Raw genomic sequence first — 26334 nt, forward strand, 5'->3', positions numbered from 1 at the left:
TCTCGAGAAACGGCATCAACTCCGCAGGCCCACCGACGGCATCGCTCCGGCGAGCGCGCGCATGGCCGCGGCCATCGCCTCGACCGTCAGCGACGTCTCCGAGGCGCCCATGCGGAGCGCCGCCTCGGGCATGTTGGAGACGACACATGTCTCCGGGTGCTGCACGAGCGCCATGCCCCCGGCGCGACGGATGGCCAGCAGCCCCGAGGCGCCATCCATGCCCATGCCCGTGAGCACCGCGCCCCCGGCCCGGCTCCCATGGGCTCGGGCCAGCGACATCAGCAGCGTGTCTCCCACCGAGACGTGGCGCCCGTGGATCGGCTCCACCAGCAGATCTCCCGAGCTGAGCACCTGCAGCTGGTGCCCATCCGGAGGCAGGTACACGTGGCCCGCCTGCGGCTTCAGGCCCGTGCGCGCCAGCACCAGCTCCAGCGGAGAGGCCGCGGCCAGCCACTGGCGCAGGCCCGAGGTGAAGCCCACCGAGACGTGCTGGGCGATGAACACCGGATAGGGGAGGCTCGGGGGCAGCAGCGACAGCAGCATCGCCAGCGCGGGCGGCCCTCCGGTCGCGGCCACCAGTCCGAAACCGTTCACCCGCCCGCTCCGCAGGGCAGGGGGAGGCACCGGCTGGCCGATGAGCGGCCTGCGTGGGGACAGCGGTATCTCCGCCATGGCGCGGATGGTGTTGATGAGCTGCGAGCCGAAGCCCGACAGGCCCCCGTCCTTGCCCGGCGTCGGCTTGGGCATCACCTCGAGCGCCCCGGCCTGCAGCGCCTTGAAGGACATCTCCGCGTCCATCGCGCCGGAGATGACGAGGATGCGGCTGGGCGCCTCGGCCATGATGCGCTCGGTGGCGTCGATGCCGTCCATCCGCGGCATCCGCACATCGAGCGTCACCACATCCGGCCGGAGCGACTGGGCCAGCGCCACCGCCTCTTTTCCATCGTTGGCGGTGCCGACGATGCGGATGTCCGGGGCCGGGGCCAGCAGTCCGGTGAACATCCGCAGGATGGTGGGAGAGTCATCAGCAAGGAGGACCTGGATCGGCTTGTTCATGTGCACCTCGGGGGACCGACGAGTGCGCAGCGGAGAGGGTACGGAGCCTACTTGATGGATTCTACCCGCTGTCCAGCCACAAGCCTACGCCTCGGGTAGTATTGCGTCCCGCCCGGAGGCCACGAGGGTGTCCTCCGGGGAACGCCGAGGCGAGGGTTCTCCTCAGTTCTTGACGGTGGGAGTCGCCGGAGCCGCGCCGGAGAGCGCGCGCATGGCCGAGGCCAGGCCCTCCAGGGACAGCAGCGTCTCGGTGGCGCCGTTGCGCGTCGCCGCCTCGGGCATGCCGGGGACGACGCAGCTCTCCGGCGTCTGCGCGAAGGTGATGCCGCCCGCGCGGCGGATGGCCAGCAGCCCCGAGGCCCCATCCGAGCCCATGCCCGTGAGCACCGCGCCGCCGGCCCGGTTGCCGTAGGCGAGCGCCAGCGAGGCCAGCAGCGTGTCCCCGAGCGCCGTCTTCGCCGCCGGGATGGGCTCCACCAGCAGCTCCCCGCCCAGCGTCACCTGCAACTGGTGCCCGTCCGGCGGCAGGTACACGTGGCCCGCCTGCGGACGGACGCCCGTCTGCGCCACCTCGAGCCGCAGCGTGGAGGCCGCGCCCAGCCACTGGCACAGGCCCGCGGTGAAGCCGTCCGACACGTGCTGGGCGATGAAGATGGGGTAGGGGAGCTTCGGAGGCAGCAGCGACAGCAGCAGGCAGAGCGCGGGCGGACCTCCCGTGGAGGCCACCAGCCCGAAGCCGTTGACCCGTCCCTGGGGCGCCACCGTTGGCGCCGCCGCCGCCGGCTGGGTGGGAGGCGTGGGCCGGCGCTCGGCCAGCGGCAGCTCCGCCATGGTGCGGATGATGTGGATCAGCTTCACGCCGAAGTTGGCCAGGCCCTCCAGGCCCGGCCGCGGCTTGGGCATCACCTCGAGCGCCCCGGCCTGCAGCGCCTTGAAGGACATCTCCGCATCCACCGCGCCGGAGATGACGAGGATGCGGCTGGGCGCCTCGCTCATGATGCGCGAGCTGGCCTCGATGCCATCCATCCGCGGCATGCGGACATCCAGGGTGATGACATCCGGGTGGAGCGTGCGCGCCAGCTCCAGGGCCTCAGCCCCATCCTTCGCGGTGCCGATGACCTGGATGTCCGGAGCCGAAGACAGGAGCGCCGAGTACATCTTCAGCATGGTGGGCGAGTCGTCCGCGATGAGGACTCGGATGGTGGAGCTCATGTACGCCTCGACGAGAGGGAACGAGTGTGGCCAGCGGACCGTCTCATGCCTTGAACGGTCCGTCCTGGCCAGAGCAGAGTCAGATGCCCGGGGGAGAGCCCGGCGGGGGCATGCCCTCGAGCGAGCGGAGAATGGTGGCCAGCGCCTCCGGAGACACGGAGTGCTCGGTGGCCTTGTTGCGCAGCGCCGCCTCCGGCATGCCCGCCACCAGACACGTCTGCGGATCCTGCGCGAAGGTGAGACCGCCGGCGCGCTTGATGGCCATCAGGCCCACCGCGCCCTCCTCGCCCATGCCGCTGAGCACCGCGCCCGCCGCGTGGGCGCCATAGGCGCGTGACAGGGACGCCAGGAGCAGATCCCCCGAGGGGAAGGTGCTGCCGGAGGCCTTCTCGATGACGATCTCCCCCTGCATGCCCACCCTCAGGTGGTGGCCGTCCGGGGCCAGGTAGACGGTGCCGGCGCGGGGCTGCTCGGAGGCGCGGGCGATCTCCACCGGCAGCGGCGACAGCGAGGACAGCCAGCGGTGCAGGCCCACGGTGAAGCCCGGGGTGATGTGCTGGGCGATGAAGAGCGGGTAGGGCAGGCTGCGCGGCAGCAGCCACAGCAGCGAGGCCAGCGCCGTGGGGCCGCCGATGGACGAGGCCAGCGCGAAGCCCGCCACGCGCGCGTTCTCCGGCAGCTTGGGCGCGGTGGAGCGGCCCTCGTGGCGCTGGGTGACGAGCGGCACCTCCGCCAGCAGGCGGATGGCCGACAGCAGCCGCACGCCGAAGCGCGCCACGTCCTCGGGCGCGCCCTGCGGCTTGGCGATCACCTCCAGCGCTCCGGCCTGCAGCGCGCGGAAGGACAGGTCCGTGTCCGGCGCGCCGGACACCATGAGGATGCGGCAGGGCGTCTCCGCCATGATGCGCTCGGTGGCCCCCAGGCCATCCATGCCGGGCATCTGCACGTCCAGGGTGATGACGTCTGGCTTGAGCGAGCGCGCCAGCTTCACCGCCTCCTCTCCGTCGCGTGCGGTCCCCACCACGGTCACGTCCGGTTGGGCCGACAGCAACCGCGTGAGGACCTGCAGCATCGTGGGGGAATCGTCGGTGAGAAGGACTTGAATCGGCTTGCTCATTCGGTTCTCCGAACTCCAAACTCCAGGTGGGTTTCTACCCCAGGGGTGGGCCGCTCGCCTACGACTCACCGTGTAGCAGTGTATCAAGCGCGCTCAGCCCGCCTTGCGCTTCTTTTCTCGTTTGGACCTGGCCTCGGGAGGCTTGGGAGTCGGGGTTTCCCGGGAGTCTTCCACGGGTGAGGGGAGCGCGGGAGGGGGGGCGGGCAGGGGCGTACCGTCTGTAGGAGGAGCCTCCACCGCCTGTGGCTCCGCTGGGAGCGCCGGCAGGCGGATGACGAAGGCGCACCCCTCTCCGGGCTTGCTGTGCACGGAGATGCTGCCCCCGTGGTTCTTGACGATGCGCTGACAGATGGCCAGCCCCAGGCCGGTGCCCTTCTGTTTGGTGGTGAAGAAGGGCACGAAGATGTGCTGTTGCTGGTCCAACGGAATGCCGGGCCCGGTGTCGGACACGTGGACCTCGACGAACTCGTTGAGGTTGCCCCGGAACTCGCTGAAGCGGTCCTGCTTCACGGTGCCCACGGTGATGCGGCCGGGCACCTCGCCGATGGCCTGCACGGCGTTCTGCACCAGGTTGATGAGCACCTGCTTGAGCTGCTCGGCGTCCGCGTCCACCCGTGGCACGGCCAGGTCCATCTGCACCGCCAGCTCGATCTGCCTGGGCACGTCGTTCTGGATGAGGCGCATGGTGCGCGTCACCACCTCGTTGAGGTCCGTGGGCCCGAAGCTCTGCTTGAGCGGGCGCGCGTAGTCGAGGAACGCCGTCACCACGCCGTTGAGGCGGTTCACCTCCTCGACGATGACGCCCAGGAACTCGCCGTCCTCGCCCGGCAGCCGCTTGGGGTCCAGGCACTGCGCCGCGCCCTTGATGGCGCCCAGCGGGTTGCGGATCTCGTGCGCCAGGCCCGCCGCCATCTCGCCCAGGGCCGCCAGGCGGTCGCGCTCGCGGATCTTCTCGTACAGCTTGGAGTTCTCCAGCACCGTGGCCACGCGCTCGGCCACCGAGAGGATGAGGGCGATCTCGTCCGAGGCGTACGCCTCCGGCACGCGCTCGTCCCACAGGTTCAGGAAGCCGATGACGCGATCGTTGCCCACCAGCGGCACGGAGATGCCGGACTTCATCTGCTTGAGCGCCGAGCGCGTGTCCTGCAGGCGCTTGATCTCGTCGCGGAAGCGCTTGCCCTCGGTGGCCTGCACCCGCAGGGCGGTGAGCCGGTGCTCCACGTTCTCCAGCAGCACGGCCTTCTGCCCGCTGGCGGCCGCCAGCAGCAGTCCACGCGCCGCGGCCGTGTCCAGGAAGCCCTCGGGCGGAGGGCCACGCGAGTCCAGCAGCCGGTAGCCGGGCCTGTCCTCGGCCAGCATGTACACGGAGGTGTGGGTGACACGGCCCGTCTCGTGGAGCGCGTCCAGCAGCAGCCGCGTGACTTCGGAGATGTCGATGACGGTGGCCATGCGCGCCCGGAGCGCTCCCAGCACGCGCAGCAGCTCGAAGCGCTCGCGGAAGAAGATCGCCACCACGCGCTCCTCCACCTTCACCCTCAGCGGCTCCATGAGGATGATGATGACGAAGGCGGCCACCACCGTGGTGAAGACGTAGAGCCCCGTCTTCTCCTTCACCCAGACGGTGAGCACCATGAAGACGGCCGCCAGGATGGAGGCCAGCACCGTCTGCGAGGCGATCTTCCCCAGCAGCTCGTGCAGGTCCATCAGCCGCAGCCGCAGCAGCGTCTCCCGGAGGAAGAAGAGGTAGAGCGTGGAGAAGATGGGCCCCAGCGGCAGCAGGGGGATGTCGTAGCGCCGGCCGATCAAGTCCAGCGCCGTCAGCAGGATGGAGGCCCCCGCGCCGATGGCCAGGTACATGAGCCGCAGCCGCTCGATGCGCGACTCCTCGGTGCGAACCCGGTTCAGCAGCAGGCTCACCGAGGTGAGCAGGGTGACCAGCACCCACATGCCGGTGGCCACCCGCGCCCAGCCCGTCTGCGCCAGCGGCGTCACCGCGACGGCCAGCCCGAGCACGCTCGACAGCACGCCCAGCCGCCGGCCGAGCAGGTGCGTGCCCTTGCTGACGCCCAGGAACTCCAGGAAGAAGGAGACCGCCGTGCCGGGCACCAGGGAGGCGAGCAGGATGGTGGCGCCCACGGCGATTCTGGACAGCCAGCCCGGCTCGGGGAAGATGCCCGCGAAGAAGAGTGCGAGGTAGTACCCCGCCACCGTAAGGGCGAAGACGGAATACAGCGTCCCCACCCGGGGCCTGCCTGGCCGGAGGAGCATCGACAGCGCAAGCGCCAGGCCGATGATCGACGCGAACAGCGCGCTGAGGGTCCGGATGTCCATGTTCGAGCGGACAGTCTAACCTGTGTTCACGTCCGGAAATTTTTAGACTGTCTCCCGTTGTCCTCGGGCGTGCCCGAGCGCATCCACCAGGGCCAACCGCCCGCCCCCATGAAATCCGCCCTTTCGCTGATTGCCCTCGTCTCCTTCGCCACGCTGGCCTCCGCGCAGCAGGTGGCCTCCGAGCCTACCCACGCGCCGCAGCCCCGGACCGATGGCGCCCCTACCGAGGCCCAGCTCACGCCTCCGCCGGACGCGGAGAAGGAGCCGCTGCCCGACGGCTATGTGGAGATCTTCAACCCCGCCTTCCCGTCGCCCGTGGTGGAGGCGCCTCGCAAGCCCGCCCCCGTCGTGAAGGTGGAGCTGGGCAAGGCCTACGGCCTGGAGGATCTGACGCCCTACTTCGCCGAGGGGAAGAAGAAGGAGGCCAAGGCCGCCTTCGATCGCGGCTTCTACCTCAAGGCCCGCGAGCTGCTGCAGGGCGAGGGGGACTCGCCGCCGGTGCGCTACCTGCGCGCGCTGAGCGCCGTGCGCGCCGGGGATGACACCCGCGCGGCCGCGGAGATGGCGGCGCTGGCGGACGACTACCCGGCCCTGAAGGACAGGTGCCTGACGCACGCGGGCGTGGCGCTGGAGGATCTCGGCCGGTACGACGAGGCGGCGAAGCTGCTCGGCGCGGTGTCGGAGGACTCGAAGATGTACGTGGACGCCCGCCTGACGCTGGGCCGCGTGCTGCGCAAGAAGAAGGACTACGACGGGGCCATCGCCGCGCTCTCGCCGCTGGCGAACCGCCCCGCGCCGCTGTTCGGCCGCAACGTGGGCGCCGAGGCCCTCATCGGCATCGCCGACATCGCCGCGGAGAAGAAGGACAAGACGCGCGAGCGCGAGGCGCTGTGGCGGCTGTGGTCGCTGTACCCGCTCTCTCCGCTGACGAAGCAGGCGGACCGTCGCCTCAAGGGCATGAAGCCGCCGGTGGAGGCCCAGGTGGCGCGCGCCGAGCAGCTCATCGAGCTGCACCGCAACAAGCAGGGGCTCACGGTGCTGGAGCCGCTGCTGCCCACGCTGAAGCTGCCCGAGCCCATCGCCTGCCGCGCGCACTTCGCCTACGGCAAGGGCCAGCGCAAGGAGCGAAACCACACCAAGGCCATCGCCACGCTCACCCCGGTGGTGGAGCAGTGCCAGGACGCGGACCTGCTGCCGCGCGCCATGTACGTGCTGGGCTCCTCGCGCTCCATCGTGGACCAGAAGCGCGGGACGCAGACGTACGAGCGGCTCGCCAAGGAGTTCCCCGGCCACTCCTTCGCCGACGACGCGCTCTTCTACGCGGCGGACCTGTACGTGAAGACGGGCCAGCCGGAGCAGGCCGCGCTGCGGCTCGAGGAGCTGGCGAAGAACTACCCGCAGGGAGACTTCCTGGGCGAGGCGCTCTTCAAGTCCTTCTGGATCGCGCGCACCTCGAAGGCGGCCGATGGCGGGCTGGCGATCCTGGACCTGATCGAGCAGCGCTTCGCCGACGCGGACGAGACGTATGACGTGGAGCGGGCGCGCTACTGGCGGGCTCGGACGCTGCAGGAGCGCGGCCAGCTGGAGGGCGCGGAGGCCATCTTCGAGAAGCTCGCGCTGGAGCACCCGGCCACCTACTACGGGCTGATGGCGCGCGCGCAGCTGGGCGAGGTGGACAAGGAGCGCCTGGAGCGCATCGCGCCGCAGCTGGTGTTCACCGCGGAGACGGCCAGCCCGTGGCCCATGCACACCGGGCCCATCATGGAGAAGGATCCGCACTTCCTGGCCGGCGTGGAGCTGCTGCGCATGGGCTTCCCGGAGGCCGTGTCCTCCGAGCTGCTGGCCGTCAACCGCAACGGCCTGCCCGCCGAGTCCGCACGGCTGATCGTCCACCTGCTGTCCATGGCCGGGGACGAGCGCGCCGCGCACGCCGTGGCCCGCGTGGCGCTGCGTCGCGACTTGAGCGGTCGCATCACCCCGCGCACCCGTCCGGTGTGGGAGATCGCCTATCCGAACGCGTACCGGGAGATGATCGAGAAGCACACCAAGGACGCCGGGGTGGAGCCGGATCTGCTCCAGGCGCTGATGCGCGAGGAGAGCGCGCTGGATCCCAAGGCGCTGTCCTGGGCCGGAGCGCTGGGGCTCACCCAGCTCATGCCGGCCACGGCGAAGTCGGTGGCCGCGCAGCTGAAGATCAAGCGCTTCCGCGTCGAGTCCCTGCTGGAGCCGGACCTCAACATCCGCCTGGGCGCGCACTACCTGGGAGAGCTCATCCGGAAGTTCGACGGCAACACCCCGTACGCGGTGGGCAGCTACAACGCGGGCTCCGGCGCCATCAACCGCTGGCGCTCCGAGCGCAAGGGCATGCCGCTGGATGCGTGGGTGGAGGAGGTGCCGATCGCCGAGACGCGCGGCTACATCAAGCGCGTGCTGCGCTCCTACAACACCTACCAGCTCCTCTATGGTCGGACCGGCAAGGTCCCCATGGTCAAGTCCGCCGGGCTGTTGCCGGCGAAGCGCTGAGGCACACACTTCGAGGGGCCTGGTCGCCGACTTCGGCCGAACTGGTCTGCTGGTAGGACCAGTTGGTACGCCGCTCGCGCCGGCTGGCGCCCGGCTCCCGGGTCTCCTAGACTCGGGGGCGTGGACGCACCGTCGAATAGTGGGAACGGCGGAAAGAACGCGCTCCTGCGCTCCCTGCCGTCCATCGAGCAGCTGCTTCACCGGCCGTCGTTGCAGTCACGGCTGGCGGGACTGCCTCGTGCCCGAGCCGTCGCGGCCCTGCGACTGGCCGTGGAGCAGGTCCGGGCCCGGCTGCTGAGTGGAGACGCTCGCCCCTTCGAGGACTCGGACGTGGACGCGGCCCTGCGCCAGCTGGCCACCCCGAACCTGCGCCCCGTGCTCAACGCCACCGGCGTGGTGCTGCACACCAACCTGGGCCGCGCGCCGCTCGCTCCGGAGGCCGTGGCCCGCGTGGCGGCGGTGGCTCGGGGCTACTCCAACCTCGAGTACGATCTCGACGAGGGCGAGCGCGGCAGCCGCTATGCCCCCGTCATCGGCCTGCTCACCGAGCTGACGGGCGCGGAGGACGCGGTCGTCGTCAACAACTGCGCGGGCGCGGTGCTCCTGGTGCTCGCGTCGCTGGCCTCGGGGCGCGAGTGCATCGTCTCGCGCGGGGAGCTGGTGGAGATCGGCGGAGGCTTCCGCGTGCCGGACGTCATGCGCCAGTCCGGCGCCAGGCTCGTCGAGGTGGGCACCACCAACCGCACCCGCCGCTCCGACTACGAGTCCGCGCTCACGCCGGACACCGCCCTGCTGGTGAAGGTGCACCGCTCCAACTTCGCGCTGGTGGGCTTCACGGAGGAGGTGGGCGTGGAGGAGCTGGCCGCGCTCGGCCGCGCGCGCGGGGTGCCGGTGTTCCAGGATCTCGGCTCGGGCGCGCTGGTGCCGCTGGAGGGCGAGGGGCTCACCTCCGAGCTCACGGTGAAGCAGGCCGTGGAGGCCGGCGCGGACGTGGTGGCCTTCTCCGGCGACAAGCTGCTGGGAGGCCCCCAGGCGGGCATCATCGTGGGGCGCAAGGCGCTGCTGGCCCGCATCAAGTCGCACCCGCTCACCCGCGCGCTGCGGGTGGACAAGATGACGGTGGCCGCGCTGGAGGCCACCCTGGAGCTGTACCGGGACGGCCGTCCTCAGGCGGTGCCCACCTGGCGCCTGCTCTCCCAGCAGCCAGAGGAACTGCGCGCACGCGCCGAGCGCCTCGAGGGGCTGCTGGCCGCGCGCCATGTCCCGGTTCGTGTGGTCGCGGTGTCGGGGCAGGTAGGCGGGGGGGCGATGCCGCTGGCCCGATTGCCTTCCTTCGCGTGCATCCTCAAAGTTGGGGAGCCGGATGTATTCCTGGCGCGCCTGCGAGAAGCCGAGGCGCCGGTTATTGGAAGGATAGCGGACGGTGAGGTCGTCCTCGACGTCCGTTGTCTCGCGGAGGAGGAACTCGGATTGGTTGCCGAGGCCGTCGTCGGCACCGCCAGACAGGAAAGCCGCCCATGATCGAAAGCGCCGTCCTGGTCCTCAACCGGAACTACCAACCGGTCCACGTCACCTCGGTGAAGCGAGCCTTCTCGCTGCTGTACCAGGGCGTGGCCAAAGCCATCGACGCCCAGTACAAGCTCTACGAGTTCGAGGACTGGGCCGCCCTGAGCGCCACGCACGACTGCATCACCACGGTGAACCGCTCCATCCGAGTGCCGCGCGTGCTGGTGCTCTCCGCGTACGAGTACCTGCCCAAGGGTCGCGTGCGCTTCTCTCGCCTCAACATCTACGCGCGCGACGCGGACACCTGCCAGTACTGCGGGCGGACCCTCCCGCGCTCGGAGCTGAACCTGGATCACGTGCTGCCCAGGTGCGAGGGCGGCAAGACGACGTGGGAGAACGTCGTCTGCTCCTGCGTGCCCTGCAACCTGAGGAAGGGCGGGCGCACTCCCGAGCAGGCCGGCATGAAGCTCCTGCGTAAACCTTTCCGTCCCCGGTGGACGCCGCTGTTCCGCGGCGCCATCCGGCGCGTCACCTACCGCGAGTGGCTTCCGTTCCTGCGAGTGGAGGATGCCTCGTACTGGAACGTCGAACTGCTCGACGAGTAGCGCCCTGTCTCCCCGCAGCCTGGCGCCTGGCCGGCTGTGGCCGATTCCGGACTGATGGAGTCCCCCCTGGCGCACGGGTGTCCGTGCGCAGGAGTCCGGACCGGGGCGCGCCTTCCTTGGCGGACCGCCCCCAGGGAAGGGGAGACACGTGAGAGAGGCAAACCGTCTGCTGTTGTTGGGCGCGCTCGCGGTGGCGTTCAGCATCGTGGGGTGTGACTGCGGGGGAGATGATCCGCCGCCCGAAGAGACCCCCGATGGAGGGAGCCAGACGGATGGAGGCGTGCTCCCGGTCCCCGACGCGGGGCCCGGCTCGGAGTGTCTGCTCGAGGGGGCCACGTGCAGCCGCACCTCCGGCAACCAGTGCTGTACCGGCGTGTGCGGGGACGACGGGCGCTGTCCGCCTCCCAATATCCTGTGCCGCAGCGCGGGCGAGGCCTGCCAGACGGGCGGCGACTGCTGCACCAACATCTGTGAGAACGGCACCTGCGCCACCAACCTGTGCCGCGACGTGGGCCAGGCGTGCACCGGCGCCGAGCAGTGCTGCACCAAGGTCTGCACCAACGGCACGTGCGCGGACATCCCCGGCAGCTCCTCCCAGTGCAAGGTGCTGGGCCAGGCCTGCGGGGCGGACTCCGACTGCTGCTCCACCAACTGCCAGGGCGGCCTGTGCACCCGCGCCTATACCTGCAAGGGCTACGGGGACGTGTGCCAGACCAACGCGGAGTGCTGCGGCAACGCGTGCTCGGCGCCTCCGGGCGGCGTGGGCCGCTGCGAGTTCGTCACCGGCGGTGGCGGTGGCGGGTGCCGGCAGGACGGCAACCCGTGCTCGGATCCGTCCACGTGCTGCTCGCGCACCTGCGTGGATCTGGGCTACGGCGCAACGGTCTGCCAGCCCGTGGGTGGCTGCAAGCTCACCGGCAACTTTTGCGGCGACAACGACGACTGCTGCGGCGGCGGCGTGAACCCCAACGGCTCGGTGAGGTGCGCCGGCGGCCGGTGCGACAACGGCAGCGCCTGCAACGGCGTGGGCAACATCTGTGGCTCCGGCAAGCTGCCTGACGGTGGCACCACGGACATCAACGCCTCGCAGAACTGCTGCGACGGCAAGAAGGCCGTGTGCAAGGTGGACTCGTCCGGCGTGCCGCGCTGCTTCGGCGGCGGCCAGATCACGGGCTGCAACGAGGGCTACACCGGGACGCCGCCGTGCTGCATCCAGGACAACCAGACGTGCCAGTTCTCCGATCAGTGCTGCAACGGCGCCCTGTGCCTGCCCAACGGCAGCGGGACGCTGTCCTGCCAGCGGCCAACGTGCTCTCCGCTGGGCTCGTCCTGCCAGAAGGGCGCGGACGGGGGCTCGGCGTGCTGCGCCGGCACGGAGTGCCGGGCGACGGACGAGGTCAACTTCGCCTGCCAGGCGCCCAGGCCGCCCACCGGGGGCACGGATGGCGGCACGGCCGGCCCGGATGGCGGCTCGGGGACGCCGGACGCGGGGCCGACGTGCAAGGCCAACGAGACGGCCTGCACCTCGCCCTCCCAGTGCTGCTCGGGCATCTGCACGGGCGGTCTGTGCAAGCCGCCCTCCCTGTGCCAGCCGCAGAGCGGGGCCTGCACCTCGGGGGCGGACTGCTGCCAGGGCCTGCGCTGCGAGGTGCCCAACGGGGCCACCACGGGCTCCTGCCAGCCGGGCGCTACCTGCTCGGCCAGCGGCCAGGCGTGCTCCACCACCAGCCCCTGCTGCGCCGGGCTGAACTGCCTGGGAGAGAACACCGGCAATACGTGTAATGGCTCGGAGCCCTGTGTCTGCACGGTGATCATCCTGTAGCGGGGTCAGGGAGTCGACGCGGAGGGCAGGACGGGTTTTGATGCGGGCGCTTTGAAGCCCGCACCTTCCGCCACCGCGTCGATCACCCCTGTTCCCTCTCCGAGTGCCGGTCCGCCCGGACTCTCCAAGCGCGCCCGTCCGCGGCGAGTCATCGCCGTGGGCGGCGGCAAGGGGGGGATCGGCAAGACGCTCGTCTCGGCCAACCTCGGGGTGGCCCTGGCCCAGGCCGGCATGCGCGTGCTGCTGGTGGATGCCGATCTGGGCGGGGCCAACCTGCACACCTGCCTCGGGGTAGGTCAGCCCAGCGCCACGCTGTCGGACTTCGTCCGCAACAGCAAGGTGGCCATCGAGAACATCATCATCCCCACGGGCGTGCCGCAGCTGTCGCTGATCGCCGGCGCGCAGGACGTGCTGGACGCGGCCAACATCAAGTACGCGCAGAAGCAGAAGCTGCTGCGCACGCTGCTGGCCCAGCCGGTGGACTACCTGCTGCTGGATCTGGGCGCCGGCACCAGCTTCAACACCCTGGACTTCTTCCTGGTGGCGGACCACGGCGTGCTGGTGGTGCTGCCGGAGCCCACCGCGGTGGAGAACGCGTACCGCTTCGTGAAGGCGGCCTTCTTCCGCCGGCTCCAGCAGGTGGAGGCCCAGTACGGCATCGAGGATCTCGTGGAGAGCGCCCTCACCACGCGCGAGGGAGCGCTGCGCACGCCGCACGACTTCATCGCCCAGGTGCGCCAGCAGGATCCGGCGGCGGGGGCGCGGCTGGAGCGGGATCTGCAGTCGTTCCGCATCCGCCTGGTGGTGAACCAGGCCCGCACGGACGCGGACATGAACGTGGGCACCGCCGTGGTGTCCGCGTGGAAGAAGTTCTTCGGCCTGGAGATGGATGATCTGGGGGCCATTCGTTACGACGACGAGGCGTGGCGCGCGGTGCGCAAGCGCCGGCCCGTGCTCCTGGAGCGGCCCGACTCGCCCGCCGCCCTGAGCCTCCAGCGCATCGCCGGGCGTATCCTGACCATCGACGGTAACGGCAGCGGTTCCTCCACACCATGAAGCCCTTCGAGCAGCAGACCTACTACGAGCTCCTCGAGATCCCCGTCACCGCACCGGAGGCGGAGATCCGCGCGGCCTATGCGCGCGCGATCGAGACGTACTCGCCCGACTCCGTCGCGGTGTACACGCTGGTGGACCCGGGGCAGATCGACGCCCTGCGCGCCCGCCTCACCGAGGCGATGGAGATCCTCACCGAGCCGGACCTGCGCGCCGAGTACGATCGGATGATCGGCGTGAGCTCCGGCGCGAGCGCCGTGGTGACCCTGGCGCCCGCGCTGGCGGCGGCCGCCCAGGCCTCCTCGCCCCAGGACTCGGCCCCATCCAAGTCCTCCTCCAAAGCCCCCGCGAGCGCGCCGGCTTCCGCTCCCGCGGCGACGCCTCCCTCGAGCGAGGCGCGCGCTGAGTCGGTTCCTACGGCCGCGGCGCCGGTGCCTGCTCCAGCGCCTGCCGCGCCCGAGCCGTCTGCTCCGGCGGTGGCTGCTGCCGCGCCCGAGGCTCCGACCGCTCCCGCTCCAGCGGCTGCGTCCCCGGCGACCGCTCCCACCGTCACCCAGGCGCCGGAACCGGCCGCGCCCCCGCCGGCGGCGGCCCCCACGGCGACTCCCGCGGAGCCCGCCCCCGCCCAGAAGGGCACGGAGGCCGAGCCACCCCCCGCCATGCCCATCGCGCCTCCCGGGCAGTTCGTGCTCCCGGGCGGGGTGACGCCGAGCCAGATCCACGCGGCGTTCCGCAGCTACGCCATCTCCTACGTGCCGGTCCTGGTGCCTGCGCCTTCGCTGTCCACGGGCTCCGCGTTCTTCTCTCCGTTCTCGCCCCCGGCGCAGACGGAGGCGCCTCCGCCCGCGCCGGAGGTGGCTCAGGCGAAGGCTGCCGCGCCATCGGCTCCTGCCGCGCCACCCGCTCCAGAGGCCCCTGCCTCCCAGGCTCCGACGCCTGCCACCGAGCCGGCCGAGGCCGCTCCTCGGACCCCGAGCGTTGCCGCGCCCGTGGCCAGCGCTCCTATCGCCGAGCCTTCCCCGGCCCCCTCGGCTCCTGCCGCCGCGGCGGAGCCCCTGCCCGTCCCGCCCGCGCAGGCGGCCGCCGAGCCTCCGCGCGCTCCGGAGCCCACGCCCCCGCCCGCGCAGGCCGCCCCCGAGCCGTCTGCTCCCGTGGTCGTGCACCACGACGACGACGAGGTCTCCGGCATGCGCGCGCCGATGCCGAAGCCTGGAGAGGGCCCGTCCGCCGCCAGGCCGGCCACTGCGCCGCACGCCCAGCCGGGGCGGCCCGGCAGAACCTTCGTCACGCCTCCGCCGCTGCCTCTGGGAGGCCGCCGTTCCCACCGCCCGTCGCCCACGGAGCCGCCGGCGGCCACGGCCGCTGACGCAGGCAAGGGGAGTGCTCGCCCGGCGCATGCCGCGGGCACGAGCCTGGATGAAGCCCAGCAGCTCGCCCAGGAGTCCGCGATCGCGACGGCCGAGGCCGCGCTCGCCCAGGTGGCGGCGAAGGCGCGCGAGCCCAGGCCCAAGCCCGTCGAGCTGCCGCCCAACACCGAGTTCAACGGCGAGCTGCTGCGGCGGGTGCGCGAGAGCCGCAACCTGTCCCTCGCCCAGCTGGCCGAGCGCACGCGCATCTCCTCCAAGCACCTGGAGAACGTGGAAGCCGACCGCTACGCCGCGCTCCCGGCCACGGTGTACCTGCGCGGCATCCTCATGAACATCGCGCGTGAGCTCGGGCTGGATCCGCTCCGAGTGTCGAGGAGTTATCTGGCCCTGGCCGCGGATCCGAAGAAGAAGTGAGACGCCCACACCTGCGGTGAAGTAGGACGTGGAAGCAATGTTGACTCCCCGCATTGCCGTGCATATGAAAGAAGTGCAATGACAGAAGAAGAAAAGGTCAAAGCGATGCGGCTCGCCCGCGCGATCGCCTCGGATATCTCGCTCTACAACGAGCAGAAGATCATCAAGGGCATCGAGCAGGACAACCTCTTCGAGATCCTGAAGGACGAGCTGGACGAGGGGCGCGAGCTCTACAAGAGCCGCGTGAGCTCCGAGATCTTCACCCGGGCCAACTTCTTCGAGCGGGCCATCAACGACATCGTGCTGCGCTCGAAGGCGCACGTGAAGTCGAAGATTTGGTAGCCGCCGAGGCGCGCGAGCACCGAGCCCCGCCCGAGGCCCGAGGCGAGCGGCTGGATCAGCACCTCGCGCGCACGTTCCCCGATCTCACCCGCTCCCGCATCCAGGGGCTGATCGAAGCCGGCCACGTGCTGGCGGACGGTCGCCCCGCGAAGGCGGCGCTGCGCCTGCGGGGTGGGGAGCTGCTCTGCGTGCACATCCCCGCGCCCGTGGCGGCCGTGCCGCTGGCGGAGGAGCTGCCGCTGGAGGTGCTGCACGAGGATCGGGACCTGGTGGTGGTGAACAAGGCGGCGGGCATGGTGGTGCACCCGGGAGCGGGGCACGCGTCCGGGACGCTGGTGAACGCGCTGCTGCACCGGGTGAAGGATCTCGCCGGAGTGGGCGGAGAGCTGCGCCCGGGGATCGTCCACCGCCTGGACAAGGACACGACGGGGTGCCTCGTCGTGGCGAAGAACGAGAAGACGCTCGTCGCGCTGCAGAAGGCCTTCAAGACGCGCGCGGTGGAGAAGACGTACCTGGCGCTGGTGCACGGGCACCCGAAGCCGGAGGGGCGCATCGAGACGCTGTACGGGCGGCACCCGGTGCACCGGCAGAAGTTCACGGGCAAGGTGAAGGAGGGCAAGCCGGCCATCACGGTGTTCCGGACGCGGGAGCTCTTCGAGGGCGCGGCGCTGGTGGAGGTGGATCTGCTGACGGGCCGCACGCACCAGATCCGGGTGCACCTGTCCGAGTCCGGCCACCCGCTGCTGTGCGACGCGCTGTACGGCGCGGGGCGCAAGGCGAAGGGCAGGGTGGCCGAGGCGCAGGAGGCGCTGGGGCGTCAGGCGCTGCACGCGTGGCGGCTGGCCTTCACGCACCCCAGGACGGGCAAGGCGCTGAAGCTGGAGGCGCCCCTGCCCGGGGACTTCGAGTCCGCCATCGCTTGCCTGCGAGGCGCCTGACGAAGCCGGTCAGATCTGCGCCGAGCCGCCATCGGCGAACAGCTCGACGCCGTTGATGAAGCTGCTGTCGTCCGAGGCGAGGAAGGACACCACCTTGGCGATCTCGTCCGGCTGACCCAGCCGCCCCAGGGGAATGGTGGACAGCAGCTGGGCCTTGAGCTGCGCCTTCTGCTCCGGCGTCTTCGCCAGCGAGTCGAGTCCCGGGGTGTCGATCGGCCCGGGGCTGACGACGTTGACGCGGAGCTTTCGCTCCTTCAGCTCGAGGATCCACGAGCGGGCGAAGGATCGCACGGCGGCCTTGGTCGCGGCGTACACGCTGAAGGCCGCGACGCCCTTGATGGAGACGTTCGAGGCATTGAGGATGATCGAGCCGCCCTCGCGCAGCAGCGGGAGCGCCTTCTGCACGGTGAAGACCACCCCCTTCACGTTGCTGTCGAAGGTGGCGTCGAAGTGCTCCTCGGTGATGTCGCTCAGCGGGAGGAACTCGCCGCCGCCGGCGTTGGTGAAGAGGATGTCGATGTGCCCGGCCTCCCGCTTCACCGTGGCGTACAGCCGGTCCAGATCGGCGAGCTTGGAGGTGTCGCCCTGCACGCCGATGGCGTTCTTTCCAATCCGCTTCACCGCCGCGTCCAGCTCGCCCTGACGCCGGCCCGTGATGAACACCCGCGCTCCCTCGTTGGCCAGGCGCTGTGCCGCGGCGAAGCCGATGCCCGAGGTACCACCCGTGACGACAGCCACCTTCCCTTGGTGCTTGCTCATGACCTTCCGTCCTTTCGACCGCCGAGCCCGGCTTGCCTTCGCTTCCGCCCGGCTCTACATCTATTGATGACGGTCACCATCATTGGTTGCGGCTCTTTAATGATGACCGTCATTTTAGTTGTCAACCGAACCTGCTCCGCTCTCGGGCGGAAGGAGGAGGAACGATGCGACTCACCCAGGAGCAGGCGGCGGAGAACCGCCGGAAGATCCTCGAGACCGCGGGGCGGCTCTTTCGGGAGCGCGGGTTCGATGGAGTGGGGGTCGCGGACCTGATGAAGGCCGCGGGCTTCACGCACGGGGGCTTCTACAACCACTTCCCGTCCAAGCAGGCGCTGGCCGCGGAGGCCTGCTCGGGAGCCTTCGAGCGATCGGCCTCGAAGCTGGCGTGTGAGCTCGAGCAGGCACCGGCCCGCGCCTGGAGGGACTTCCTGGAGCACTACCTCTCACCCGAGCACCGCGATGATCCCGGGCAGGGGTGTACCCTTGCCGCGCTGGCGGCCGACGCGGGGCGGCAGGGCAAGGAGGTCCAGGAGAGCTTCTCCGAGGGGCTCGAGAAGGTCTTCGCGCTGGCCCAGGAGCACCTGTCCACGGCGGCTCCCGACAAGCGCAAGGGGACGGAGGCCTCGACGCGCGAGCGCGCCATCCAGATGATGAGCGAGGTGGTGGGCGCGGTGGTACTGGCCCGCGCGGTGGCCGAGGCCGACCCGGAGCTCTCCGACGAGATCCTCGAGGCGAGCCGGCGCAAGTTCCTCAAATGAGGGGGAAATCTCGCCCGGCCGCTCCCGGATTTGACCCCCAGTATCGCCGAACCAACGCGGCGTGTCATGATGATCCCCGCAGCCGTGATGCGGAGGATCTCGATGAGAAGGATGCTCGTCCCGGGGCTGTTCGACGACTATGCCGTCGCGCCCGGGACCTTCGATGAGCTGTTCGAGGCCAGTGGTACCGCCCGCTCCCACTTCCTCCGCATGTTCGCCATGCTGGCGGGGCGCAGCGCCGAGGAGTTCGCCCGCATCCAGGCGCTGGCCGAGCGGGCCCTGCTGAACCAGGGCGTCACCTTCTCGGTGTACTCGGACTCGCGGGGCACCGAGAAGATCTTCCCCTTCTGCCTCATCCCCCGCATCGTCTCGAGCGTGGACTGGATGCGTCTGGAGCGCGGGCTGGAGCAGCGCACCCGGGCGCTGGGCCTCTTCCTGGATGACGTCTACGGCCCGCAGCGGATGCTCGCGGAGCGGCCCGAGCTGCGAGACATCGTCCTGGGCACGAAGCTGTACCTGCCCCAGCTGCGCCACGTGCGGCCCCCAGGCGGCGTGCGCATCCACGTGGCGGGCATCGATCTCATCCGGGACGAGCGCGGCACCTTCCGGGTGCTCGAGGACAACCTGCGCACCCCGTCGGGTGTCTCCTACGTGATGGAGAACCGCATCATCTCCAAGCGGGTGATGCCGGAGATCTTCGAGCAGGCGCGGATCCGCCAGGTGGACCACTACCCCGCGCGGCTGGCGGAGACGCTGCGCGCCGTCTCGCCCGAGGATCCCGAGCACTCCACGCTGGTGGTGCTCACGCCCGGGCCCTACAACTCCGCCTACTTCGAGCACTCGTTCCTGGCGCGCACCATGGGCGTGGAGCTGGTGCAGCCGGCCGATCTCTTCGTGGAGCGCGATCAGGTGTTCGTGCGCACCACCCGGGGGCCGCGCCGCGTGCACGTCATCTACCGGCGCATCGATGACGCCTTCCTGGATCCCGAGGCCTTCCGCCCGGACAGCCTGCTGGGCGTGCGCGGGCTGATGCGGGCGTACGCCGCGGGCAACGTGGCGCTGGCCAACGCGCCGGGCAACGGGGTGGCGGACGACAAGGCCGTGTACGCCTTCGTGCCGGAGATGATCCGCTTCTACCTCTCCGAGGAGCCGCTGCTGGAGCAGGTGCCCACCTACGTCTGCGCGCGCAGGCAGGAGCGCGACTACGTGGTGGATCACCTGGAGCAACTGGTGGTGAAGGCGGTGGACGAGGCCGGTGGCTACGGGATGCTGATGGGCCCGCAGTCCACGCCCGAGGCGCGCGAGGAGTTCCGCGCCCGCATCCTCGCCGAGCCGCGCAAGTACGTGGCCCAGCCGCGTGTGGAGCTGTCCACCTGTCCCACGTGGGACGCGGGGAAGGGCAGGGTGGCGCCGCGCCGGGTGGATCTGCGGCCCTACATCCTCACCGGGCCGCAGGGCCCGTGGGTGCTCCCCGGCGGGCTGAGCCGGGTGGCGCTGCGCGAGGGCTCATACGTCGTGAACTCCAGCCAGGGGGGTGGCTCGAAGGACACCTGGGTGCAGCGGGAGGTCGCATGATCGCGCGAGTGGCGGAGCTTTGCTTCTGGCTCGGGCGCTACCTGGAGCGCGCCGAGAGCACGGCCCGGGTGCTCCAGGTGACGGGGACGCTGGCGCTGGATGCGGGGCTGGCCCCCGAGCAGTGCTGGCGGCCGGTGCTGGCCGTCTTCGGCGAGCGGCTGCGCTTCGCCTCGCGAGGCGCCAGCGCGGCCGAGGACGACGGCGAGCAGGTCCAGCGCTTCATGGTCTGGGATGAGGACAACCCCTCCAGCATCCAGGCCTCGGTGGCCGCGGCCCGGGAGAACGCGCGCGCCATCCGCGAGGTGGTGAGCATCGAGTGCTGGGAGGTCATCAACGAGCTGTTCCTGTGGATGCGCGGCGAGGAGGCGAAGGAGGAGTACGCCCACCACCGCTACGGCTTCTACCGGCACGTCCGCCGCTCGGTGCAGCTGTGCCTGGGGCTGTTGCGCAGCACCATGCTGCACGACACGCCCCTGGACTTCATCTGGACGGGCGTGCTGCTGGAGCGGGCGGGGCAGACGGCGCGCGTGCTGGATGTGCACCACCACGCCTTCTCGCAGCTTCCGAGCGGCCACCAGGTGGTGGAGACGTCGCTCTGGCTCTCGCTGCTGCGGGCGTGCTCGGGCTTCGAGCCCTTCATGAAGCGCCACCAGGGCCGCGTCACGGGCAACGCGGTGGCGGCGTTCCTGCTCTTCGAGCAGGAGTTCCCGCGCTCGCTGCGCTACTGCCTGAAGTCGGCCCACAAGTACCTGATCGAGTTCCACCCGCCTGGCACGCAGGGGCTGCCCGGCGCCGAGACGGTGGCCCTGAGCACGCGGCTGCTGGAGCGGCTCCAGCCGACGGCGCTCTCGGCTCCCGGAGCCACCGTGCACGGGCTGCTCACACAGGTGGTCGAGGACACCGGCGCGCTCTGTGACATTCTGGCCGCTGAGTTCTTCGGGGCGGCAAGAGCGCTGGGCTCACAGGCGATGGCCCAGTAGAGTCCCGCGGCCATGCCCAACCTCCTCGCCATGTCCTTCGAGGGAGAGCTCGCGCCCAGCCTGGACCTGCGGTGCCTGGCTCCCGGCAACAAGCCTCCGGACGGCTGGGGCGTGGGCTACTACCCGGGCAGCGAGCCCGCCGCGGCGGTGCTCAAGGAGCCTCGGCCGCCTCCGGGGGGCAGCATCCGCAGCGAGCTGGTGAAGGCCTGGGAGCACCTGGAGTCCTCCCTGCTCCTGCTGCACATCCGCACGGCGAGCTGGGGCGCCATCACCGACGCCAACACCCAGCCGTTCTGCCGCAGCTACGCGGGGCGGGACTGGCTGTTCGGACACAGCGGCACCCTGCGTCAGGCCGTGCAGCTGCCCGTGGACCCGGCCTTCGAGCCGGTGGGCTCCAGCGACTCGGAGAGCGTCTTCTGCGCGCTGCTGAGCTGGATCCAGGCCTCTGGCTGGAAGCGGCTGGGAGACGTGGATCTGGAGCGCCTGCGGGCCTGGCTCGAGGAGATGAACGGCCTGGGGCCGCTCACCGTGGTCTTCACGGACGGACACGATCTCTGCATCTACGCGGACCGGGAGCAGTCCACGAAGGCGTGGATGTGGCGGGTGGCGCCGCCCTACGAGCGGCTGGTCATCGGCGATGACGACGTCGAGGTGGACCTGACGAAGCGCGGGGCCAAGAGCCGCAAGGGCGTCATCTTCAGCACCCAGCCCATCGAGTCCCGCACGGCGGAGGTGAAGGCGAACTGGACGCCCATCGTCCCCGGAGGGCTGGTGATGGTGCGGCAGGGCGCCATCCGCGCCGAGGTGCTGCCGCCTGGCGTGAAGCGCGAGCCGGGTAAGGACACCAGCACCGCCGCCGAGCTGGCCGCGCGCGGCACCCTGAGGCGGCCTCCCGTCGCGCCGGTGCGAGTCATGGACGTGCGGCACCGCACGGTCTACCGCTACGAGCGGCCCGTGGAGCGCAGCGCCCACGTGCTTCGGCTGACGCCGGTGCATGACCGGCTGCAGAGCCTGCGCTCGCACGAGCTGCGGATGTCGCCGGGGGTGCTGCAGAGCGAGTACGAGGACGTCTTCGGCAACCATGTGCGCAAGGCGCTCATCGAGACGCCCTACACGGAGCTGGTCATCGAGGCGAACTCGCGGGTGGAGCTGCGGGACACGGATCCGCTCGGCCACCGCGCGCCCCACATCCGCACGACGTTCCCGGTGCTGTGGATGCCGTCGCAGCAGGTGATGCTCCAGCCGTACCTCCAGCCGCCGCCGCTGCCGGACAGCGAGCTGGAGGAGCTGCTCGAGTACGCGATGAGCTTCGCGCGCCGCAACGACTTCGATCTGCTGGACACGCTGCTGGACCTCAACTTCAGCATCTACAAGGAGTACCAGTACATCCAGGGGGTGACGCACCTGAACACGTCGGCGTTCGAGGTGTACTCGGCGCGGCGCGGCGTGTGCCAGGACTTCACCAACCTGTTCCTGTGCCTGGCGCGGCTGCTGGGGCTGCCGGCGCGCTACACCTGCGGCTACATCTATACGGGCCCCAAGCACGCCAACACGCAGCAGGCGGAGGCCTCGCACGCGTGGGCGCAGGTGTACCTGCCCGAGCGAGGCTGGAGGGGCTTCGATCCCACCAACGGCGTGCTCACGCAGACGAACCACGTGCGCGTGGCCACGGGGCGGACGCACCGGGACGCGACGCCCACCTCGGGCACCATCTACGTGGGCGGCAGCATCGAGCGGCTCGAGGTCACGGTCGTCTGCGAGCCCGTCGAGTAGCCGTCGCGCGAGGTGCTCCAGGATGGAGCAACCTGGCTCAGTCTGGAGCAGGCGAGAGATCCAAACTGGGCGGGAATTCCTCCGTTTTCGAGCGGCTCCCGTCTGAAACGGCGTGGGCACGCGGCTGGCATTGAGGGGCGGTGAACTCTCACCGAGCAGGTATCCCTGTGCCCCCCCTCGAACAACAGCAGCGAAGCCATCCAGCGCATCTCCCTGAAGAACCGCGAGTACGCTTACATCGAGGACGCGAACCGCGGCGTCGTGCTGGTGGAGATCGGCCCCAAGGTCCTGACGCTGGAGGCCCACCTCACGCTCGTGACCAAGAGCCGGATGATCGAGCTGGGCACGGGCAGCTGGTGCGTCGTGCGCAACCCGGTGGTGCGCGAGGGTGGCAAGGTGTCGCTCGACGACTTCGGCCAGGCCCGCATCGCCGTGGGCGATCGCGAGGTCCGCGTCGGTCCCCAGGTGTTCCCGCTCTACCCGGGCGAGGAGCTGGAGGGAGAGATCACCCCCGAGTACGTGCTCGGCGTCTACGACGCGCTGCGCCTGCGGGCCCTCACGGCCTTCAGCGATGAGCGGGCTCCGGGTGGGCCGCGCACGCGCGAGGCCGGTGACGAGTGGCTGGTCCGAGGGCCCGGACGCTACGTGCCCAGCGCGGCGGTGATCGTCGTCTCCGCGGAGAAGGCGCGCGTCCTCAAGGAGACGGAGTACTGCGTCGTGCTGAACCCGGTGGACCGGACCACGGGGAAGATCCAGGAGGGCCGCCGCAAGGTCATCTCCGGCCCGGACGTCTTCTTCCTGGAGCCGGGCGAGGCGCTGGAGGGAGACGTCCGCCGCAAGCACGTGCTGTCCGAGATGCAGGGGCTCAAGCTCCAGGCGCTCGATGACTTCTCCGAGACGGAGGAGGGCGGGGAGCTTCGGACGCGCAAGGCGGGTGACACCTGGATCGTCCGGGGCCCGCGGACCTACGTGCCCAACGAGCGGGTGCTGATCCACAAGGAGATCGTCGCGCTCTCGCTGGGGCAGGGCGAGGGCCTGTACGTGAGGGATCTGCGCTCCGGCAAGGTGTCGCTGGTCCAGGGCCCGTGCCAGTTCATGCCCGAGGCCCACCAGGAGCTGCACGAGAAGCGGCTCTCTGCCGACGCCGAGGCGCTGCTGGGGCTGGCTCCGGCGCAGCAGGGCGCGCACCTGGCCGCCGTGGATGGGAAGGACGCCAAGGCGCCACGCCCGGCAGCCGCGTCCGCGGAGCGGATCGACCGCACGCGAGCCATCGTCCTGCGCATCGAGGACAACACGGCGGTGCTGATCAACGACTTCGAGACCAACCACGCCCGGGTGGAGTTCGGCCCGGCGAAGGTGATGCTGCGCCCGTACGAGGACGTGACGGTGCTGGATCTGTCCGGCGGGACGCCCAAGCGCCCCAGGCAGCTCAAGGTGCTCATGCTGCGGCTGGGGCCGGACTTCGCCACGGACTTGTTCGAGGTGGCGACGAGGGATCACGCCCGGCTGCGCATCAAGCTCTCGTACAAGTGGCAGTTCGACGTGGAGGGGGACTCGGAGAAGGACAAGGCCATCTTCCGGGTGAACGACTTCATCGGGTACGTGTGCGAGAACCTCGCGTCGCGCATCCGCCAGGTGGCGGCGGAGAACGACTTCGAGACGTTCCACAAGAACGCGAGCGTGCTCATCCGCCGGGCCATCTTCGGCGTGGATGAGGCCGGCAAGGCGCGCAAGGATCGGCTGTTCTCCGAGAACCAGCTGCGCATCATCGACATCGACATCAAGGACATCGCTCCGGTCGATGACAAGACGGCGCTCAAGCTGCGCGAGGCCATCGACACGAACATCCAGATCCAGCTGGATGCCTCGAAGCAGGAGGCGCAGGCGTCGGCGGAGCTCAAGCGCATCCGGAGCGAGGAGGAGAAGCAGCTGGCGGACATCTCCAGCCACCGGAAGTCGGAGGCCGAGCGGCAGTCGCTCATCGAGCTGCAGAACAAGAACCACCAGCTGGCCACGCTGAGCCACGCCAAGGTGGAGGCGGAGGCGCAGCTCGAGAAGGCTCGGGTGGAGAGCGAGGAGGCGCTGGCCCGCGCGGAGGCAGAGGCCCGGGCGTCCCGCATCCGCACCGAGGCGGAGCTGGAGCGCGAGCGGCTGATGAGCGAGGTGGCGCTGGAGCGGCAGAAGCGGATGAACGATCTCGAGGTGGACCGGCAGGCGCGGCTCGCCGCGGTGGAGGCCGATCAGTTCCGCAAGCGAGTGGAGGCGCTCGGGGGCGGAGAGAACTTCGTCAAGGCGGTGGCGGCCCAGGCGCAGGCGGCGGTCGTCGGCGGGCTGGACAAGGTGGTGTTCCTGCCCACTGGCTCCAACCTCAACCTCTTCGACTCCATGCAGGGGCTGCTGGGGCCTGGGAGCCGCAACGCCCTCGCGGCGGACAAGGGCGCCGGCGGTACGAACTGAGGCCAGGGGCGGGGCGAAGCCATCCTCATTCCATTGGACAGAAGCGCCGCCGGCGACTTGATGGGGCGTGCGCATTCGTTCGTAGGATGGCTTCGCCATGGCCATCGCAGAAGTCCACGTACGCATCGGGAAGCTGCTCGCCGCCATCGACGAGCTGCTGGAGACGTCCTCCACCGACATCCGGCTGATCGAGCGGGTGGTCGATCTGGCTCGCTGGTCGAAGCTCTACATCGACCTGGAGCTGGCCTATAAGCCCTACCGGGACGTCCGGGATGCCGAGTGGACGACGCGGAAGTTCACCACGGAGGAGAGTGCGCGAAAGCTCCTCGTGGAGTTCCGCGACACGCTTCGCGACGTGGAGGCGTCGACGACCGGCCACGTCGAGCAGCGCAACCTGCGAGCGCGAGTCGAGGGCGTGCTGAACGTCACGCAGGAGTGGTGGAAGCAGTCGGCCGAGAAGAAGCAGGGGAGCGCTACCGGGGCAGGCGGGACTCGACCTGCTTGAGGTGGCGCTGTGCCTGGGTGAGAGCCTTCTCCGTGGCCTGGGCCTGCTGCTCCACGCGCGAGACCTCCTCCGCCTGGGCGCGTTCAGCCTCCACAGCCGCCGCCAGCGTCTCGCGAGCCTGACGGGCCTGCTCCTCCGCGGTCTCGAGCGCCTCACGGGCGCGCCGAGCTCGGGCCTCCGCGGCTTCGAGGGCACCGCGTGCGTAGCGGCTCTTCGCCTCCGCGGTCCTGAGCACGGCCTTCGTGCGCACCACCTCCTGGCGTGAGAGCCGCTCGGCTCGCTGGGCCTCCGCTGCCTGCTGTCTGGCGTCCCGCCGGAGCTGTCGGAGCTCCACCTCGCGCTCGCGGCGCGTCTCGGCCCTGGCCTCGTCACGGAGCTGGCGCTTGGAGGGGCGGGGCGGAGATGCCGGCCGCTTCGGTGGTGGCGGCGGACGCGCTGGGGCTTTCTCCTCGCGAACACGAGGCGTCCAGGGGCCATGCAGCACCTTGCCGCCGGCGGGAGTCGAAGGCTCCACGGACTTCGCCGGGCGCTGACTCGGGGGCGGCTTTGCGGGTCTGCGAGGGGCGCGCTCCGGCAGCGGGCCGACGAGCTCCAGGGCCGAGAAATCCCCGAACCCTCCCGAGCTTCGCAGCGGCCGCGTCAACATGCCCTGAGTCAGCATGGTTCGCTCCTCTTCCGAGCCGAGGGAGGCGGTGCGCAGCGTCTCGTCGACCTGGCGGATGAGCTCGCCCGAGGGTGGGCGGCCCGTGGCGGCCAGCGAGTCGTTGACGTCCTTCATCAAGGCATCGAGTGCCCGCTGGAAGGCGCGGTTGGCCTCCTTGAGCGGCTCCGCCGCCAGCCCGGACATGGCCCGGCGCTGAGCCTTCTCGAGGTCACGGGCGGCGGAGAGGAGCTCCTCGATGTGATCCGGGTGCTGGTGGGCCAGCTGATTGACGACCCAGGCGGTGACGACGGGGCGCTTGAGCTTGCGAATGGCCTGCGCGTCCTTGGATTGACCCTTTGACGCGAGTTCCTTGGCGAGAGCGTCGCGGGCCCGGGTGAAGTCCGAGAGGGGCAGGGCGTAGAGCTCCCGCTGCCGAGCCAGGAGTTCGGCTCCGTTACTCCCCCGCTTGCCCCCCGATCGAGGGGGCGCTTTCGAGTGAGAAGCCACCGCTCAAGGTGCGATCCAGCACTCCAGGATGGCAAGTCGCCCACCTGACCCGTTTGGGGGAAGGGAGGTGCCCGTGTCGGGCGAGAGCGCC

General features: G+C 70.4%; 20 protein-coding genes. 14 read left to right on the forward strand and 6 right to left on the reverse strand.

Features of this window, described 5'->3' with window-relative positions:
• Nucleotides 1–15: 15 nt before the first annotated feature.
• The 4 genes from KY572_RS39580 to KY572_RS39595 all read right to left on the reverse strand — a co-directional run bounded on the left by KY572_RS39580 (nucleotide 16) and on the right by KY572_RS39595 (nucleotide 5716).
• Nucleotides 16–1056 carry a chemotaxis protein CheB gene (locus tag KY572_RS39580; protein WP_224248918.1) on the reverse strand — a complete coding sequence of 347 codons (1041 nt, stop codon included), beginning with the start codon at nucleotides 1054–1056 and terminating at the stop codon, nucleotides 16–18.
• 162 nt (nucleotides 1057–1218) lie between these two features.
• Complete coding sequence (locus KY572_RS39585) at nucleotides 1219–2268, reverse strand: chemotaxis protein CheB (protein WP_224248919.1); 1050 nt, start codon at nucleotides 2266–2268, stop codon at nucleotides 1219–1221.
• Nucleotides 2269–2347: 79 nt separating this feature from the next.
• Nucleotides 2348–3385 (reverse strand): chemotaxis protein CheB, encoded by a 1038-nt coding sequence (locus tag KY572_RS39590; RefSeq protein ID WP_224248920.1) that lies wholly within the window; start codon nucleotides 3383–3385, stop codon nucleotides 2348–2350.
• Nucleotides 3386–3478: 93 nt separating this feature from the next.
• Nucleotides 3479–5716 carry a sensor histidine kinase gene (locus KY572_RS39595; protein ID WP_224248921.1) on the reverse strand — a complete coding sequence of 746 codons (2238 nt, stop codon included), beginning with the start codon at nucleotides 5714–5716 and terminating at the stop codon, nucleotides 3479–3481.
• 108 nt (nucleotides 5717–5824) lie between these two features.
• Between KY572_RS39595 and KY572_RS39600 the strand changes: the two genes are divergently transcribed.
• The 8 genes from KY572_RS39600 to KY572_RS39635 all read left to right on the forward strand — a co-directional run bounded on the left by KY572_RS39600 (nucleotide 5825) and on the right by KY572_RS39635 (nucleotide 16286).
• Nucleotides 5825–8239: a transglycosylase SLT domain-containing protein gene (locus tag KY572_RS39600; RefSeq protein WP_224248922.1), complete on the forward strand. Its 2415-nt coding sequence runs from the start codon at nucleotides 5825–5827 to the stop codon at nucleotides 8237–8239.
• A 120-nt stretch (nucleotides 8240–8359) separates the two neighbouring features.
• Nucleotides 8360–9760, forward strand: a complete 1401-nt coding sequence (selA, locus tag KY572_RS39605) for an L-seryl-tRNA(Sec) selenium transferase (protein ID WP_224248923.1) — start codon at nucleotides 8360–8362, stop codon at nucleotides 9758–9760.
• On the forward strand, nucleotides 9757–10350 hold the full coding sequence (locus KY572_RS39610; protein WP_224248924.1) for an HNH endonuclease: 594 nt from the start codon (nucleotides 9757–9759) through the stop codon (nucleotides 10348–10350). Before selA ends, KY572_RS39610 begins: the two co-directional genes overlap by 4 nt.
• 148 nt (nucleotides 10351–10498) lie before the next feature.
• A complete protein-coding gene (locus tag KY572_RS39615) occupies nucleotides 10499–12172 on the forward strand; it encodes a hypothetical protein (RefSeq protein WP_224248925.1) in 1674 nt (557 codons plus the stop codon).
• Nucleotides 12173–12223: 51 nt separating this feature from the next.
• Entirely contained in the window at nucleotides 12224–13228 is a 1005-nt protein-coding gene (locus tag KY572_RS39620; protein ID WP_224248926.1) for a P-loop NTPase, read from the forward strand.
• Entirely contained in the window at nucleotides 13225–15006 is a 1782-nt protein-coding gene (locus KY572_RS39625) for a helix-turn-helix domain-containing protein (protein WP_224248927.1), read from the forward strand. The genes KY572_RS39620 and KY572_RS39625 overlap by 4 nt, the downstream gene beginning before the upstream one ends.
• A gap of 78 nt (nucleotides 15007–15084) precedes the next feature.
• Nucleotides 15085–15348, forward strand: a complete 264-nt coding sequence (locus KY572_RS39630) for a hypothetical protein (protein ID WP_224248928.1) — start codon at nucleotides 15085–15087, stop codon at nucleotides 15346–15348.
• Nucleotides 15342–16286 carry an RluA family pseudouridine synthase gene (locus KY572_RS39635; protein ID WP_224248929.1) on the forward strand — a complete coding sequence of 315 codons (945 nt, stop codon included), beginning with the start codon at nucleotides 15342–15344 and terminating at the stop codon, nucleotides 16284–16286. The genes KY572_RS39630 and KY572_RS39635 overlap by 7 nt, the downstream gene beginning before the upstream one ends.
• A gap of 9 nt (nucleotides 16287–16295) precedes the next feature.
• Here KY572_RS39635 and KY572_RS39640 read toward each other — a convergent pair whose 3' ends face one another.
• Nucleotides 16296–17045, reverse strand: a complete 750-nt coding sequence (locus tag KY572_RS39640) for an SDR family NAD(P)-dependent oxidoreductase (RefSeq protein WP_224248930.1) — start codon at nucleotides 17043–17045, stop codon at nucleotides 16296–16298.
• 164 nt (nucleotides 17046–17209) lie between these two features.
• On the opposite strand from KY572_RS39640, the gene KY572_RS39645 reads away from it, so the two are divergent.
• The 6 genes from KY572_RS39645 to KY572_RS39670 all read left to right on the forward strand — a co-directional run bounded on the left by KY572_RS39645 (nucleotide 17210) and on the right by KY572_RS39670 (nucleotide 25093).
• On the forward strand, nucleotides 17210–17803 hold the full coding sequence (locus KY572_RS39645; RefSeq protein WP_224248931.1) for a TetR/AcrR family transcriptional regulator: 594 nt from the start codon (nucleotides 17210–17212) through the stop codon (nucleotides 17801–17803).
• A 102-nt stretch (nucleotides 17804–17905) separates the two neighbouring features.
• A complete protein-coding gene (locus KY572_RS39650; protein WP_224248932.1) occupies nucleotides 17906–19378 on the forward strand; it encodes a circularly permuted type 2 ATP-grasp protein in 1473 nt (490 codons plus the stop codon).
• Complete coding sequence (locus KY572_RS39655) at nucleotides 19375–20358, forward strand: alpha-E domain-containing protein (protein ID WP_224248933.1); 984 nt, start codon at nucleotides 19375–19377, stop codon at nucleotides 20356–20358. The genes KY572_RS39650 and KY572_RS39655 overlap by 4 nt, the downstream gene beginning before the upstream one ends.
• A gap of 12 nt (nucleotides 20359–20370) precedes the next feature.
• Complete coding sequence (locus tag KY572_RS39660) at nucleotides 20371–22131, forward strand: class II glutamine amidotransferase (RefSeq protein ID WP_224248934.1); 1761 nt, start codon at nucleotides 20371–20373, stop codon at nucleotides 22129–22131.
• A gap of 261 nt (nucleotides 22132–22392) precedes the next feature.
• A complete protein-coding gene (locus tag KY572_RS39665; protein ID WP_224248935.1) occupies nucleotides 22393–24588 on the forward strand; it encodes a hypothetical protein in 2196 nt (731 codons plus the stop codon).
• Nucleotides 24589–24685: 97 nt separating this feature from the next.
• Nucleotides 24686–25093 (forward strand): hypothetical protein, encoded by a 408-nt coding sequence (locus tag KY572_RS39670; protein ID WP_224248936.1) that lies wholly within the window; start codon nucleotides 24686–24688, stop codon nucleotides 25091–25093.
• Here KY572_RS39670 and KY572_RS39675 read toward each other — a convergent pair.
• Nucleotides 25062–26243, reverse strand: coding sequence for a hypothetical protein (locus KY572_RS39675; RefSeq protein WP_224248937.1), 1182 nt, complete (start codon nucleotides 26241–26243; stop codon nucleotides 25062–25064). The two genes, KY572_RS39670 and KY572_RS39675, sit on opposite strands and share 32 nt — an antisense overlap.
• Nucleotides 26244–26334 lie beyond the last annotated feature (91 nt).

It is taken from the genome of Hyalangium gracile (genome assembly GCF_020103725.1).
In the GTDB taxonomy this organism is placed as follows: Bacteria; Myxococcota; Myxococcia; order Myxococcales; family Myxococcaceae; genus Hyalangium; species Hyalangium gracile.

Coding starts and splice junctions, on each gene's coding strand:
- KY572_RS39630 (WP_224248928.1), top strand. CDS start 15,085: ATGACAGAAGAAGAAAAGGTCAAAGCGATGCGGCTCGCCCGCGCGATC.
- KY572_RS39655 (WP_224248933.1), top strand. CDS start 19,375: ATGATCGCGCGAGTGGCGGAGCTTTGCTTCTGGCTCGGGCGCTACCTG.
- KY572_RS39670 (WP_224248936.1), top strand. CDS start 24,686: ATGGCCATCGCAGAAGTCCACGTACGCATCGGGAAGCTGCTCGCCGCC.
- KY572_RS39625 (WP_224248927.1), top strand. CDS start 13,225: ATGAAGCCCTTCGAGCAGCAGACCTACTACGAGCTCCTCGAGATCCCC.
- KY572_RS39660 (WP_224248934.1), top strand. CDS start 20,371: ATGCCCAACCTCCTCGCCATGTCCTTCGAGGGAGAGCTCGCGCCCAGC.
- KY572_RS39645 (WP_224248931.1), top strand. CDS start 17,210: ATGCGACTCACCCAGGAGCAGGCGGCGGAGAACCGCCGGAAGATCCTC.
- KY572_RS39650 (WP_224248932.1), top strand. CDS start 17,906: ATGAGAAGGATGCTCGTCCCGGGGCTGTTCGACGACTATGCCGTCGCG.
- KY572_RS39580 (WP_224248918.1), bottom strand. CDS start 1,056: ATGAACAAGCCGATCCAGGTCCTCCTTGCTGATGACTCTCCCACCATC.
- KY572_RS39595 (WP_224248921.1), bottom strand. CDS start 5,716: ATGGACATCCGGACCCTCAGCGCGCTGTTCGCGTCGATCATCGGCCTG.
- KY572_RS39590 (WP_224248920.1), bottom strand. CDS start 3,385: ATGAGCAAGCCGATTCAAGTCCTTCTCACCGACGATTCCCCCACGATG.
- KY572_RS39600 (WP_224248922.1), top strand. CDS start 5,825: ATGAAATCCGCCCTTTCGCTGATTGCCCTCGTCTCCTTCGCCACGCTG.
- KY572_RS39610 (WP_224248924.1), top strand. CDS start 9,757: ATGATCGAAAGCGCCGTCCTGGTCCTCAACCGGAACTACCAACCGGTC.
- KY572_RS39585 (WP_224248919.1), bottom strand. CDS start 2,268: ATGAGCTCCACCATCCGAGTCCTCATCGCGGACGACTCGCCCACCATG.
- KY572_RS39640 (WP_224248930.1), bottom strand. CDS start 17,045: ATGAGCAAGCACCAAGGGAAGGTGGCTGTCGTCACGGGTGGTACCTCG.